Origin of the sequence: Xenorhabdus bakwenae (assembly GCF_030272115.1) — a bacterium.
GTDB classification, from domain to species: Bacteria; Pseudomonadota; Gammaproteobacteria; order Enterobacterales; family Enterobacteriaceae; genus Xenorhabdus; species Xenorhabdus bakwenae.
On record NZ_CP119194.1, the window covers coordinates 3,649,935 to 3,664,951 of the forward strand.

A 15,017-nucleotide genomic window follows, 5' to 3' on the forward strand; every position below is an offset into this window, starting at 1 on the left:
ACTTCATTCCTACTTCTCTTCAGGCTGCACTTCATACTTTGGGAGCTTTACGCCGCCGACAATGCGGTCATAGATAGCGCACACAACCATCGTCAGTAAAGTAGGCAGTAACCAAGCCAAACCTTGATCCGATAATGGCAGATGCTTCGCCCACTCAGGCAGTAAATGAGTGAGGTACTCAGAAACTTTTATGGCATCCAAAACCCCAAACAGCAAACTGACAGACATGGCAGGAGCCAAAATACGGGTGCAGTTATGCCACCAACGGGTTGTAAAGCTCAGTAATATCAGCACGATACAGGGAGGATAAATGGCCGTCAGTACGGGAAGTGAGAACTTAATCAAGTGACTTAAGCCCATGTTAGAAACCAACATGGAGAATGTGCCTAAAATCAGTACCAGAGTACGGTAGGATAATGGCAAATAACGGCTGAAAAATTCAGAACAAGCACACGTCAAGCCAACAGCAGTCACCATACAAGCAACGAAAATCAGTACCGCGAGGAAGAAACTGCCATAGTTACCAAAAATGCTTTGGACATAGGCGTGCAAAATCGCAGCCCCATTATCTGCGGTAGGCACTAATGTGCCACTGCCTTCCCCAAGTTTGAACAAAGAGAGGTATACCAGCGTCAAGCCAAGACCGGCAATCACGCCAGCCCACATAGCATAGCGCGTCAACAGGGAAGAAGCCGCAACCCCTCTGGAACGAACAGCGTTAACAATAACAATCCCGAATACCATTGCAGCCAGTGTGTCCATGGTCAAATAGCCATTGACAAAGCCATTTGAGAACGGAGTTTCCCGATAAGTTTCAATAGCAGGAACAGGGCCACCTGCCGGCCACAACACAGCCGCAATTCCTAAAATGGCTAACGCCACGATTTTGATTGGGGCCAATATATGGCCAACACTATCCAGTAGTTTGCCCGGATACAATGAAATCAGCACCACGAGTGCAAAATAGATCACACTATAGATAAATAGAGGAAGATCACCTGTTCCGGTAAGTGATGCCATACCCACTTCAAAAGAAACCGTTGCAGTCCTGGGGGTTGCAAACAGGGGGCCGACAGCTAAATAGCAAACAGTTGCCAGAATCAGACCTGCCGTTTTCCCAATCGGTGCACTGAGTGCTTCAATGCCCCCACCCACTTTTGCCAACGCAATGACAGTAATGACCGGCATGCCAACAGCAGTTAGCAAAAAGCCAGCGGCTGAGATCCAAACATTCTCTCCTGCCTGCAAGCCAACCATAGGCGGAAAAATAATATTTCCCGCACCAACAAACAAGGCAAAGGTCATAAAACCTAATGCCCAAATATCCTTAGATGATAAACGGTATGCCATAATGATTGCTAATGTATTATTGCCAAAAGAGATGCATTTGCGACAGTAACTATCGCAAGTACTTGAATTTTCACTGGCGAGACCGAATTCTGATTTAACAGTCAGTGATCAACATAATATTCACTGATAATCGCAAGATACAGAATGATAGTAGTAATAACAGCTAGAATCGCCAACAACTGCCCCCAAGTAAAACTTTTATAGCGCTAAAAGGCAAGTGTAAAACCAAAAACCAGAATAATGTACTGAACTGGTTTTTAAAATCAGTTATTATTGTTATCTATCATTGAATACACACTATATGATTTGTTCATTTTCTGCTCGCGCACATTTTTTGTTCATGCTAACGCATAAATCATTTTGTCGTAAAACGGTTTTTGGCAGAGGCAATAAGCCGAGATGCCAATAAAAAGCTAAACACTGAGCCTTTCCCTAAAGTACTCGCAATATCAAGATGAGTATTATAGTGATGCAATGCATGTTTCACTATCGATAAACCTAACCCATTCCCCCCAGTTTGACGTGAGCGGGCCAGATCGACGCGATAAAAACGTTCTGTCAGACGTGGTAAATGTTCCGCACTAATTCCACCGCCATTGTCTTCCACTTTGAACTGTGCACCTTGGGAAACATCTCGCCAGCTCACCTCAATCCTTGTGCCCGGAGGGGTATGTGTAATGGCGTTATAAACAAGGTTGGACATTGCACTGCGTAATTGCTCTTCATTACCAAACACTTTCAGCCTTTCATCAATATCAAACACAATATCGTGCTGCTCATTTCCCAAGGCCAATACTTTTCGTTGTAATACTTCTCGTTGCAATACTTTCAATATGTTGGGAACATCCACGACTTCATTCATGTTCACTTGTGGTCCCCCTTCAATTTTGGAAAGATGCAGCAGTTGTTGCACCAAACCATCCATTCTTCGTATTTGTTCCCGCATTGTACCGATGACTTTCTGGTTTACGTTAGTGTTGAACGCCTGATCCTCCATCATTTCCAGATAACCTTGCAGTACAGTGAGAGGGGTTTTGAGTTCATGACTTACATTGGCAAAAAAAATCCCGTCTGGCATTTTCCAACTGTCGTTTTTGGGTGATGTCGCGTGCGACCATCAATAATTGCTTCTCAGAATAAGGCATAATGCGGAACTCTATCATATTGCCATTATTCAATTCGATGGACAGAGGGTGGGAAAAATCATTCGCTGTAATATAACGGCTAAAATCAGGATAGCGAAGCAGGTTGAAAATATGCTGACCGTTATCCTCAGGCCAGCGGAATCCAAGTAAATGCTGAGCCAGACGATTACACCAAAAAATATTGCCCTCCGTGGTCATTATCACAATGGCATCCGGCAACGATTCCGCCCCACTGCGAAAGCGCTTGATGAGTAATGCAAGTTCACGACGTCGTTTGCGATTGCGTTGCTGCAACTGATAAATACCATAAAAGATAGGTTCCCAGCCGCCACGACCGGCGGGCGGTAACATATTGCGATCCAGCCATAACCAATCGGATAATTTCAGTAAATTATAGCCATGCCATATCAGAGCCAAAAATAGTGCAATAACCAGCAACCATGCTAACTGACCGATGAAAAGAGACAAAATGACAGCGGGCAAGCAAAAAAGCACAAGCCCCCATACCAACTTTTTCCAGGATAAACGCTCAAGCACGCGACTTTACTCCGAACAATCAATAGCGGGTAGAAAAGCGATAACCCGTCCCCCGCACCGTCTGTACCATCCTTGCGTGACCCCCTATCTCCAGCGCCCTACGCAAGCGGCGAATATGTACATCAACCGTACGATCTTCCACATAAACATTTGTTCCCCACACATAGTTGAGTAGCTGCTCACGACTATAAACACGCTCAGGATGAGTCATAAAAAAGTGGAGAAGTTTGAATTCAGTTGGTCCCATGTCCACATCTTGTCCATGACTGGAAACGCGGTGGGATGACGGATCCAGCGCTAATCCATCCATATCAATAATCTCTTCCGACTCTATAGGTGAAAGGCGGCGCAAAACAGCCTTAACCCGGGCAATCAATTCCTTGGGTGAAAAAGGCTTTGTTATATAGTCATCGGCACCGACATCTAAGCCATGTACCCTATCTTCTTCTTCCACCCGAGCCGTGACCATAATAATAGGGATCGCCTTAACGTTATTATCCCGTTTCATTTGCCGGATAAGTTGTATTCCCGAACCTCCCGGCAGCATCCAGTCCAATAATACCAAATCAGGATAAGGCTCAGACAAACGTCTTAGCGCCGTATCGTAATCTTCCGCTTCAATGGCCTGATAACCGTTTTGTTCCAGAGCAAAACAGACCATTTCACGAATCGGCACTTCATCTTCAACTACCAAAATGCGTTTAACCATGGTTAATTCCGTTAATGTCATTAAGGTCAGTGAGTTCACGACAAAACATTATGAGTCAATTTTATGACACTTTGATGAAACCTCTTACTCCTCAATTAGCAAGAGACAAACTGGCTCCCAAAGAAAATTTTGCAACTTTGTCATATTTCACTGTGGATGCGAAGTAGCTCGAAAATTCAGTAAAGAATGTCGAATTGCACAGGACATCCCTCAAACTGCCATTATAATTAACCCCTGCAACAAGCAAGGAAGTAACGGGCGGGAAAATCATGCGAATTATTCACACATCTGACTGGCATCTTGGCCAATATTTTTTTACTAAAAGCCGCGCTGCTGAACATAAGCATTTTTTGCAGTGGCTGATTGAAAAAACCATTCAATATCAAGTTGATGCACTAATTATTGCCGGCGATATTTTTGATACTGGTTCGCCCCCCAGCTACGCACGTGAACTTTATAACAAATTCATTGTGGCATTACAGCCTACAGGCTGCCAGCTTGTCATTCTTGGTGGAAACCACGATTCTGTTGCCACACTTAACGAATCAAAATCCCTCCTCTCTTACCTGAATACCCTTGTGATTGCCAATGCTGAAACTGAAGATATCACACAGCAAATAAAGCTTCTGAATAACAGAGATGGCAATGCAGGGGCCATTCTCTGTGCCATTCCCTATCTGCGGCCACGGGATATTATGACCAGTCAGGCAGGGCAATCGGGCGTACAAAAGCAACAGGCACTACAGGATGCCATCTCCGGGCATTATCACAAGCTCTACCAACAAGCCTGTGCATTACGAGAACAGCTCGGCCAGCCATTACCGATTATCGCCACGGGTCACCTCACTACGGTGGGCGCTTCCACTACAGATTCCGTTCGAGATATTTACATCGGCACATTAGAGGCCTTCCCCGCACAGTCATTCCCTCCTGCTGACTATATTGCACTAGGGCATATCCACCGCCCGCAAGTCATCGGTAAATCAGCGCATATCCGCTACAGCGGTTCTCCTATTCCACTCAGCTTTGATGAAGTGGGACAGGAAAAAAGTGTCTGCTTAGTGGACTTTAAATCAGGCAAACTCGATAACATCACACTGTTACCAATCCCACATTATCAGCCTATGCAGCTTATTCGTGGTAATTTGAAACAAATCGAAGAGCAATTACACGTTTTCAAGGAACATCAGGGAGAGCGCCCGGTTTGGCTGGATATTGAAGTCGCAACCCAGGATTATCTGCACGACATCCAAAAACGCATTCAGGCCCTAAGTGAAGGGTTGCCTGTTGAGATTATCCTGCTACGCCGCAGCAAAAGCGCTCGCCAACGGTCACTGTCAGAACAACATAAAGAAACGCTTACCGAGCTAAGTGTAGATGAAGTCTTTGAGCGACGTTTAGCGCTGGCAGAAATCGATGATCTTGCCCAAAAACAACGCCTGACCACTCTATTTAAACAGACGCTGGATGATATTTCTCAGCAATAACCTGAAGAGAACATGCCATGAAAATTCTTAGCTTACGGCTGAAAAATATCAATTCCCTGCAAGGTGAGTGGAAAATTGACTTTACGGCAGAACCCTTTGCCAGCAATGGATTGTTTGCCATTATCGGCCCAACGGGTGCAGGGAAAACATCTTTATTGGATGCCATTTGCCTCGCCCTTTATCATGAAACACCAAGGCTCAACACTATTTCTGCCTCGCAAAATGAACTTATGACCCATCATACCGCAGAGTGTCTTGCTGAAGTAGAATTTGAAGTCAAAGGCGTCGCTTATCGGGCATTTTGGAGTCAGCGTCGTGCTCGTAACCAGGTAAATGGCAAACTCCAGCCCCCAAAAGGAGAATTAGCCCTCAAAAAAGAGGGAAAAATCCTGGCTGATAAAATTCCAGAGAAAAAAGAAAAAATAGCCGAAATAACTGGGCTGGATTTTAGCCGTTTTACCAAATCCATGCTTTTGTCACAGGGGAATTTTGCCGCATTTTTGAATGCACAGGATAAAGACAGAGCCGATCTACTGGAAGAGCTAACCGGTACAGAAATTTACGGCATGCTGTCCCAAGAAATTTATCAACGCCATAAAGAGGTGCAATCTGAGCTGAATATCCAACAAACCAAAGCCGCTTCCATTGAGTTACTCACGCCAGAACAACAACAGACATACCAAAACCAACAACAGCAGCTCATTACAGAAGAAACCCAACTCAGCCAACAAATGAAAGCCTTGCAAACAGCTGAACAGTGGCTTTTGCGACAGGATGAGCTACAGCAATCACTGGTCAGCAGTGCTTCACTTTTACAACAAACTGAACAAGACATTCAGGAAGCACAACCTCAATTGCAACAACTTGCTGCTGGCGAACCCGCAGAGAAAATCCGTCCATTATGGGATGCCCAAAACCGAGCCATCCATGAAAAACAGCGGATCATAGAACAACGCACAAAAATAGAGTATGAGCGCCAACAACAACTGGCCATGCTGCAACCTGCCGAACAGCAACTGACACAACTGGAAAAACAGCGGGAAGAACATCAACAGCATCAAAACCAACAAGAAACGCTCATCTCAGCGCAAATTATGCCGCTCGATCATAAAATTGATATCCAATCCAAAGATCTGCTGAAACTTGAGCAAGAGATTGCAGGACAAAACCGTGACCTCACAGACATCTTATCCCAACACCAAGCGACACAGGACCAAACAGCAGCTTTAAATAGCGAACAAAAGGCGTTGGAATCCTATGATGAGCAGCACCCTTATTACCGCAGTTTGGACAGCAAACTGCCTGAATGGAAACAACTATTCACCCGCCAGAAAGAGCGACAAGAAAAAATAGATCAGCTTACCCAAAGCACCCAACAAATTGCCTCAGAGCTTGCCCGCACAACCGATGATTTACATACCTTGAATGCAGAGTTAGCCAAACAACAAGAACAGAGCCAAATACTGCGCAACAGCCTTGCCACTGCGGCAAGCCAACTCACAACTTTGCAGCAAAAGCATCCACTAGAACAATTACAAAAAAATTTAGAAAATTATCAGAAACAATTAGTATCACAAAACCAACTGGAGATCTTACTTCCCCAGATCCAGCAGTTACATACCACGATCTCAGCCGATCAAAACCAATTGATCCAATCTCAAGCATTGGTAAAAGCCTTACCTGATCAGATCACAATCCTCAATCAACAATTGGCAGATAAGCAGCAACATTATGACGATCTCACCAATCGAATTCGTTTAGAACAACAAATAGTTAGCCTGGAAAAAGAACGGTCACAATTAAAAGCAGGTGAATCTTGCCCGCTGTGTGGTTCAACTCATCATCCTTTAATCAACGAATACCAGAATATTGCCCTACCACATTCAGAAGAGCGTTTGAAAACGCTGCGCCAACAGATTGAGCAATTGCAAGAAAATCGTGCAACCCTACAGCAAAAACAACAGATTCAACAGCAGCACTGCGAGCAATTGCAGCAAAATATTGCACAATACAATATTAAATTAGCAGCATTGGTTAAACAGTGGGAACACCATTGCCAGCAGTTACAAGCTACAGAATTACCGATGAAAGCAGAGACGGTTAATCACTTTATCAGTCAGCGACAATCTACTTATCACCAATACCAAGCTCAACAAAAAGCACTTTCACAGGCAGAGAAAAACTATCAAGCAGCCGAAAAAGCACTTGCTGCCAATCGGGAGCAATACCAGGCTTGTGAAAAGAATATTGAATTGGAAAAATTCAAACAGGATTCAGCCCAAAAACAATTGGCAGAAAAGGCGGAAGAAGTTCAACTAATAGAAGCTCACTACGCAGCGACAGCACAACAGTTAAACACACAATTACAGCCAACACCTTTCACACTCCCAGCCCCCTATGAAACAGAAAACTGGCTGCAACAGCGTGAACAGGAATTAAAAAACTACCACAATTCACGAGAAAAGTGGCAGCAGCTACAAAAAGAGCAAGCAGCCTTGCAAAGCAAACTGGGTGAACTAGACAAACAAAAAAATAAGCTCTCCACTCATCTTCATGCTTTGAATGAACAGCAGAAACAACAAATACAGTTATTGGAACAAACACGCCAGGAACGTCATCGTTTATTTGGCGAACAATCCATCATTGCCGTTCGTCAGGCTTTGCAACAAAAAACCAATGAACTGGAAACGAGCCACAAACAAGCAACTTTCCATCTGCAAACACTGCAAAATAAAATGAGTCAATTAATCGGTGCTGCCAGTGAAATAGAAAAAAGCCACCTCGCCGCCGAAGCAAACTACAAACGTGCTGCCAGCCATTTCCAAACAGGCTTAGAACAGCAAGGCTTTCCTGATCAATCATCCTTTGAACGTGCTTTATTGGAACCGGAACAGCGGGAAAAATTACAACAATTACAAGAAAAACTTGAACAGCAACAATTGCAGGCCAAAACACGCCACCATGAATCAGAAGTGGCCTTACAACGACATACAAAAACACAGCCGCAATTACTTAACCAGTATGAACCTCAACAATTAGCCGCCCTATTGACCGACGTTACGGCTCAGTTGAAACACAACAACCAACAACAAGGTGAAGTCAGAACCCTATTGAGCAGTGATGCAACTCGCCGCCAACACCAACAGGAGTTACTGGCACAGATCGCACTTTTACAGCAAACATATGATGACTGGAGCTATCTCAATAATCTTATTGGCTCCGCCGATGGCGCTAAATTCCGCCGTTTTGCTCAAGGCCTGACATTGGATCATCTCGTGCATCTGGCTAATATTCGATTGGAAAAATTACATGGCCGCTACTACTTGCAACGCAAGGATGACGGTGGGCTGGAATTACAAGTCGTTGACACCTGGCAAGCGGAAGCCATGAGGGATACTAAAACGCTTTCTGGAGGTGAAAGTTTCCTTGTCAGCCTGGCTCTTGCCCTCGCCTTGTCTGATCTAGTGAGTAACAAAACACAAATAGAATCCCTGTTCCTTGATGAAGGCTTTGGCACGCTTGATCCTGAAACCCTGGATATCGCTTTGGATGCACTGGATCACCTTAATGTATCAGGAAAAACTATCGGGGTAATTAGCCATGTAGAAGCCTTAAAAGAGCGAATTCCTGTTCAGATCAAAGTGGAAAAAAAGAATGGATTGGGCTTCAGCCAATTAGCCGCAGAATTTCGGGTTTAAACATGGAAATCAAATAGTGACAACCGCCTGAGCAATGTGTGTGATGTGTATATAAAGCCTTGCAATATACCAATCCAACTTCAAGATGCGTGTTATATTTCCCCGCGAAGCGGGGAAATATAAGGCCTCGCGTCGTCTTGCGGATTGCAACTTGAAGTTTATCGCGTATAGATGATGGAGAGCCTGCTTTAGCAGGCTCTTAATTTAGTGCTTAATGACATAAAGATCTTTCGTTGATATTCTCCCCAAAAGATCGGCGTAATAGCCACCAATATAAGGCTTCACCAATATCGCAGTAACATAGTAATAAACGGGGATAACAGGAGTGTCTTTTGTCATAATATCGAGTGCCTGTTGAAAATCCTCTTGTTTATTCGTTTCTCCTGCTTGACGAATCCAATTATCGAAGTCTTTATTAGAATAAAAAGAGGTATTATTGGTTTGATTTGTTGTAAATATATTAAAAAAAGCTATCGGATTATTATAATCGCCAATCCACCCGCCTCTAACGACATCGAATTTCCCTTGATGTTCGTTCTCCAGCATAACTTTCCACTCTTCAATTTGTATATTAGCAATAACACCGAGATTCTTTTTCCACATCGAGGTTGCCGCAATAGCCACTTTTTTATGTAAATTTGATGAGTTGCAAACCAAATTAAATTTAAGAGGATGATTTTTATTAAAGCCCGCTTCATTCAATAATTGTTTAGCTTTTTCATTACGTTGAGCTTGTGTCCATGAGATATAATCAGGCTGTTTAAATTTAAAACCACCAATTCCTGGTGGCAGGATGGTATAAGCGGGTATTTGCCCTTGAGCAACAACTTTATCAGCAATAATATTTCTATCCAAAGCAAGATCTAGTGCTTGCCGGATTCTAATATCTTTAAACAGCGGTTTTTTATTGTTAAATTCATAGTAATATGTGCTAAGTATCGGTGAAATATGAACCTGTGAGTTCATGTTTTTCTTTAATGAGGCAAAAGATCCTAATGGGATCGTAAATGTAATATCTATTTCTCCGGCCAGATAACGGTTTAAATCTGAGGTATCTGATGAAAGTGGGAGATAAGTGACCTTATTAATAACGGTGTCTTTATTATCCCAATAATAAGGATTTCTTACTCCAACAATTTTTTCATTCACTTTCCACTCTGCTAACTTAAATGCGCCACTGGAAACAAAAAAATCAGGTTGAGTCCATTTGTCTCCATATTTTTCAACGGCTTTCTCGCTAATCGGAGACGCAATATTGAACGCTAGCATCTGTAAAAAGTATCCAACAGGTTTTTCTAGCCTGACCTCCAATGTCGAATCATCCAGGGCTTTGACACCAAGCTCTTCCGCTTGTTTCTTTCCGGCTAAAATCTCTTTGGCATTCACCACGGAAGCATCCGCAAAATAGCTGCCATATGGCGAAAGCGTTTTAGGATTTGTTAACCGCCGCCAGCTAAATACCACATCATGCGCGGTAATTGACGTACCATCAGACCATTTGATTCCTTTCCTCAGATGAAAAATCCAGGTTTTATTATCCTTCGTTTCCCAGCTTGCGGCCAGTTTGGGTATGATCTGGCCCTGTTTATCCGTGCCTACTAACGTATCAAAAAAATCATTGATAATGTTTAATGCAATATTACCTTCAACTTTATCGACATCCAATGAAGCAGGCTCTGCACCATTATTGCGGACAATTTCTTGTTTTTCTGCTAATTGTGTACCTGATGGAATAACTGTGGCATAAGACAATGTTGTACTACCCAATATAATACTGATAGAAAAAACTAATGTTTTAACCGTTTTTTTGCTGATTTGATTTAACATGTCATGTCTCCCCATAGCTGTGCTGTAATTATTTATTTTTATCCTTTATTTTATTTTCAATCCATATTTCAGCATGACACGCTATTTATTACCCAATAAATTATTTAATGCAATAATAATAAATTTTTTAAATACTGTATTTATAGCTATGTATTTATAGTTATGTATTTATACACAATAGTTTTCAAATTTCAGCACAGAGGAAAAAGTTATCCTGAAAGGAAAAGCAATTCTTGCTTTTCCTTTGAACAGGTATCACGAACCACTATGGTTATCAGTGTTTAATAATATAGAGATCTTTTGTCGGGATATTTCCCATTGAGTCAACGTAAAATCCACCAACATAGGGCCTGACTAGTTTTACACGGACATAATAATAAACGGGGATGGCAGGTATTTCCTGATTGAGAATATCAATGGCTTGTTGATAATAGGCGGGTTCATTAGTTTCATCTGCTTTTAAAACCCATTGATCGAATTCCTTATTTTGATATCTCATATGGTTATTGGTATTCCCTGACGTGAAAATATCTAAAAAGCTAGTCGGGCTACTATAATCAGCATTCCATGCGTATCTTGTCAGCTCAAAATTGCCTTGCGTAATACTGTCATTTTGTGTTTTGGTTTCCTGATTTTGTAAGATAACTTCCACACCTAGATTCTTTTTCCACGCCGAGCTGGCAGCAATGGCAATTTTTTTATGACCATCAGAGGTATTATATAATAAGGTAAACTTAAGTAGGTTCTTTTCATTAAAACCAGCCTCATTCAGTAACGTTTTGGCTCTGGCGACGCGCTGTTCCTGTGTCCATGAGGCATATTCTGGCTGTTTTAAATAAATACCCCCAGCCCCCGGAGACACCACATCATTAGCGGGCTTTTGACCATTTCCTAATACCTTGTCAGTGATAATATTTCTATCCAATGCTAAAGCCAGCGCTTGTCTGACTCGAACATCATTAAATGGCGGCTTTTGCATATTAAAGAGATAATAATAAACACTCATCATGGGTTTAACATGTAATTGATCACCAAACTTCCTCTTAACGGTTGGCAAGAATTCCGGTGGCCCTCCGTTAGAGATATCAATCTCGCCTGTCATATAGCGGTTTAGATCCGCTTTATAATCCGATAATGGCAAGTAAGTGACTTTATTAATTACGGTATTTTTATTATCCCAATAATAGGGATTTCTGATACCGACAATTTTTTCATTCACTACCCATTCAGAAAGTTTAAAAGGCCCATTGCTGACAAAATGTTGGGGCAGAGTCCATTTACTGCCATATTTTTTAATAACCTGTTCACTAACAGGAGACATGGCGGGATGCGCCAGCATTTGCAGAAAACCCGCTTTTGGCCTTTCCAGTGTAATTTCTACCGTTGCATCATCCAGGGCCTTCACACCGAGTTCTTGCGGTTTTTTCTTACCAGACAGTACCTCACGGGCATTCACGACAGTCGCCTGAATCAGGTAACTCCCGTAAGGAGAAATCGTGTCAGGTGTCACCAATCGCCGTAATGAAAAAACCACATCATGGGCAGTCATCGGTGTACCGTCAGACCATTTAACCCCTTTTCTTAAATGGAAGATCCACGTTTTATTATCTTTGATTTCCCAGCGTTCAGCCAAAGCGGGGATAATATGCTCTTCTTTATCTGTATCAACTAAGCGCTCAAAAAAATCCCTCAAAATATCAAATTCACTGCTACCTTCAGATTTATGCGGATCTAATGAACCTGGTTCGGAAAAATTGTTGCGGGTAATTTCTTGCTTATCCGCCAATTGTACATTGGGAGGAACAATCGCAGCATATGAGAAAGTGATATTTCCCAGCATCAGACTGACAGAACATATAAATATTTTAGCTATCTTATTTTTTATTATTCTTACCCGAATTTTTTGCATATTAATGCTCTCCATACTCGGTAAACTTCAAGCTCCAATCCGCAAGACGACGCGAGGCCTTATATTTCCCCGCGCGGTGGGGAAATATAACACGCATCTTGAAGTTGGATTGGTATATATTGAATAATACCTTCGCGTAATTTGACATTTATTCTCATACCAAAGTGCAACGCATAATAACTCACGTTACACTATCTTTGATCTATGGGTTTTATCTGCGCTTATCTGCGTTATCTTTTATCTCTGTCACACTATCTCTTAATATTCTGGCCCTAAGCAACCCATCACTGCAAAATTCTTGCTATCACACATAAATAACTTGCCTGCCCTTTAGCCAGGCAGAAGAGCAGGCATTAAGACGACAAAATTCAGTCAGTTTTATTTTTTCTCTGTTAAATCAATTTGATAAATAGCAAAACCAGTATCATCATTTTTTAAGTACTTCATCGGGTATTGGGCGTGTTCCTTAACGAATGTCGCCGCTTTTTCTGTTGGGGAAGTTTCGAAACGGATATCTAATTTTTTATCTGTTTTGATTGGCAAGAATGACCAGTTGTTTTCAGCCTGAGTTGATACAACCCCCTTCTCTTTGGTCATTCTGGCAATGTAAGAAGCCAAAATGGTGCGGTTTTCATCCGGTGACGCAAATGCAATGTGATTTTCTCCGGTTCCGGCGAATTTGCTACCGTAACCACGGTAGTTATTGGTGGCGATCAGGAAAGTGGCTGTTGGATCAATTGGCTTACCCTGATAAGTAACATCTTTGATGCGGTTCGCCCCTTTATTGATAAGCTGGCAATCAGTGTCGTATTTAGCAGGTTGAGTCAGGTCTATCTTATAGTTAACCCCTGTGATGGTATCGAAGTTATACGTGCGGAAACCCTCCCAGTTCAGCAATTCTTGTGGTTTGGTGGAGTTTGCATCAATCTGGTTAAACATGCCCGCCGCGCATTCCAGCCACTCAACCACATCCGCCCCCGTTGCTTTTACCACCACCAGTGTATTTGGATAGAGATATAAATCTGCGGCGTTACGGAAAGTCAGATCACCTTTTTCCACTTCCACAAAGTCAGCCGGTGAATTTTTACGCCCGCCGGCTTTGAAAGGGGCCGCCGCCGCTAAAACAGGAAGGCCATCCAGATTAGGATCACCCTGAATAAAGCGTTTGGTGTAATCTACCTGCGCATCATTGACGATCTGCACAGTGGGATCACTCTGGATCAGCGCCAGATAGCTGTACATGTTGTCAGAGGCTTTACCGATAAATTTACCGACGAACTCACGGGTTCCCTTGTGATCTTTTTCGATGATGGCAGCCAGTTGATTATCGCGTTCAACCAGGGCTTTTTTATGGGCTTTATCATAGATAGGGCGGGCTTGTGCTTTGGCAGATTCGACTTTCCACTCACCACTGTTGTTATTGATCACCATATCAACAACCCCCAGATGATCCCCCCACTGCCCCGGCATAACGGCAGGAATGCCATTAATCGTGCCATCAGCGACATTAACACCTTTGATACCCGCATATTCTTTGCCCGGGAATACACCGTGAGCATGACCAAACATAATGGCATTAATGCCGGGGACGTCACTCAGATAGTAAACCGAGTTTTCTGCCATCGCTTTATAAGGATCTTGAGAAAAACCGGAATGAGGAATGGCGATAACCAGCTCTGCACCCTCTTTCTTCATCTGAGGGACGAATTTTTTTGCGGTCTCAGTGATGTCATTAACAACCACTTTGCCATTGAGATTGGCTTTATCCCAAATGGTGATTTGAGGTGGCACAAAACCGATATAACCGATCTTAATCGAATGCGCTTTGCCTTCGCGATCTTTCACTGGAGTCTCAACGATAATATAAGGCGTAAAGTAGTTTTTACCGGTTTTGGCATCGATGATATTCGCATTGATATAAGGAAATTTGGCACCGGCAATAGCCTGTTTCAGATAATCCAAGCCAAAGTTGAATTCATGGTTACCAAAGTTACCGACGGTATAATCCAGCGTATTCATTAGGTTGTAGGCCGGATGAACCTCCCCTTGTTTCAATCCTTTTGCCACCACATAATCCGCAAGCGGGCTGCCTTGAATCAAGTCACCGTTATCGACCAAGATCGCATTGGTTGCTTCCGCTTTGGCCGCCTTAATTAAGTTCACAGTACGAATCAGACCAAATTGCTCCGTGGATTTATCTTTAAAGTAATCGAAATCCATCAGATTGCCGTGAATATCCGAGGTTTCCATCACCCGTAAATCAACGGTTGCTGCGTTCACATTGAATGCCACCAGCATTGCCAGGGTGGATATTTTCGCCATGTTCTTCATCATGCTATTCCCCTTTATAGAATA

7 protein-coding genes and 1 pseudogene are annotated in these 15,017 nt (G+C 42.8%); 2 read left to right on the plus strand and 6 right to left on the minus strand.

Annotated elements, in window-relative coordinates; genetic code table 11:
* Positions 1 to 9: 9 nt before the first annotated feature.
* The 3 genes and pseudogenes from brnQ to phoB form a co-directional block, all read right to left on the minus strand.
* Positions 10 to 1,350: a branched-chain amino acid transport system II carrier protein gene (gene brnQ / locus PXH59_RS18135; protein ID WP_047766882.1), complete on the minus strand. Its 1,341-nt coding sequence runs from the start codon at positions 1,348 to 1,350 to the stop codon at positions 10 to 12.
* Positions 1,351 to 1,705: 355 nt separating this feature from the next.
* Positions 1,706 to 3,032, minus strand: a pseudogene (phoR, locus tag PXH59_RS18140) (phosphate regulon sensor histidine kinase PhoR).
* Between the two features lie 19 nt (positions 3,033 to 3,051).
* Positions 3,052 to 3,741 carry a phosphate regulon transcriptional regulator PhoB gene (phoB, locus tag PXH59_RS18145; protein ID WP_285809499.1) on the minus strand — a complete coding sequence of 230 codons (690 nt, stop codon included), beginning with the start codon at positions 3,739 to 3,741 and terminating at the stop codon, positions 3,052 to 3,054.
* Between the two features lie 269 nt (positions 3,742 to 4,010).
* Between phoB and sbcD the strand changes: the two genes are divergently transcribed.
* Both sbcD and PXH59_RS18155 read left to right on the plus strand, forming a co-directional pair.
* Positions 4,011 to 5,228: an exonuclease subunit SbcD gene (sbcD, locus tag PXH59_RS18150; RefSeq protein WP_285809501.1), complete on the plus strand. Its 1,218-nt coding sequence runs from the start codon at positions 4,011 to 4,013 to the stop codon at positions 5,226 to 5,228.
* A 17-nt stretch (positions 5,229 to 5,245) separates the two neighbouring features.
* Positions 5,246 to 8,926: an SbcC/MukB-like Walker B domain-containing protein gene (locus tag PXH59_RS18155; RefSeq protein ID WP_285809503.1), complete on the plus strand. Its 3,681-nt coding sequence runs from the start codon at positions 5,246 to 5,248 to the stop codon at positions 8,924 to 8,926.
* A gap of 204 nt (positions 8,927 to 9,130) precedes the next feature.
* On the opposite strand, the gene PXH59_RS18160 is transcribed toward PXH59_RS18155, so the two are convergent.
* From PXH59_RS18160 to PXH59_RS18170, 3 genes are all read right to left on the minus strand, one after another.
* Positions 9,131 to 10,753, minus strand: a complete 1,623-nt coding sequence (locus PXH59_RS18160; protein ID WP_285809506.1) for an ABC transporter substrate-binding protein — start codon at positions 10,751 to 10,753, stop codon at positions 9,131 to 9,133.
* A 274-nt stretch (positions 10,754 to 11,027) separates the two neighbouring features.
* Positions 11,028 to 12,662: an ABC transporter substrate-binding protein gene (locus PXH59_RS18165; protein ID WP_285809509.1), complete on the minus strand. Its 1,635-nt coding sequence runs from the start codon at positions 12,660 to 12,662 to the stop codon at positions 11,028 to 11,030.
* A gap of 378 nt (positions 12,663 to 13,040) precedes the next feature.
* Entirely contained in the window at positions 13,041 to 14,993 is a 1,953-nt protein-coding gene (locus PXH59_RS18170) for a bifunctional 2',3'-cyclic-nucleotide 2'-phosphodiesterase/3'-nucleotidase (RefSeq protein WP_491630989.1), read from the minus strand.
* Positions 14,994 to 15,017: the final 24 nt, after the last annotated feature.

Excerpts from the sequence above, each read along its gene's own strand:
- brnQ (WP_047766882.1), bottom strand. The coding sequence starts at position 1,350 with ATGGCATACCGTTTATCATCTAAGGATATTTGGGCATTAGGTTTTATG.
- phoB (WP_285809499.1), bottom strand. The coding sequence starts at position 3,741 with ATGGTTAAACGCATTTTGGTAGTTGAAGATGAAGTGCCGATTCGTGAA.
- sbcD (WP_285809501.1), top strand. The coding sequence starts at position 4,011 with ATGCGAATTATTCACACATCTGACTGGCATCTTGGCCAATATTTTTTT.
- PXH59_RS18155 (WP_285809503.1), top strand. The coding sequence starts at position 5,246 with ATGAAAATTCTTAGCTTACGGCTGAAAAATATCAATTCCCTGCAAGGT.
- PXH59_RS18160 (WP_285809506.1), bottom strand. The coding sequence starts at position 10,753 with ATGTTAAATCAAATCAGCAAAAAAACGGTTAAAACATTAGTTTTTTCT.
- PXH59_RS18165 (WP_285809509.1), bottom strand. The coding sequence starts at position 12,662 with ATGCAAAAAATTCGGGTAAGAATAATAAAAAATAAGATAGCTAAAATA.
- PXH59_RS18170 (WP_491630989.1), bottom strand. The coding sequence starts at position 14,993 with ATGAAGAACATGGCGAAAATATCCACCCTGGCAATGCTGGTGGCATTC.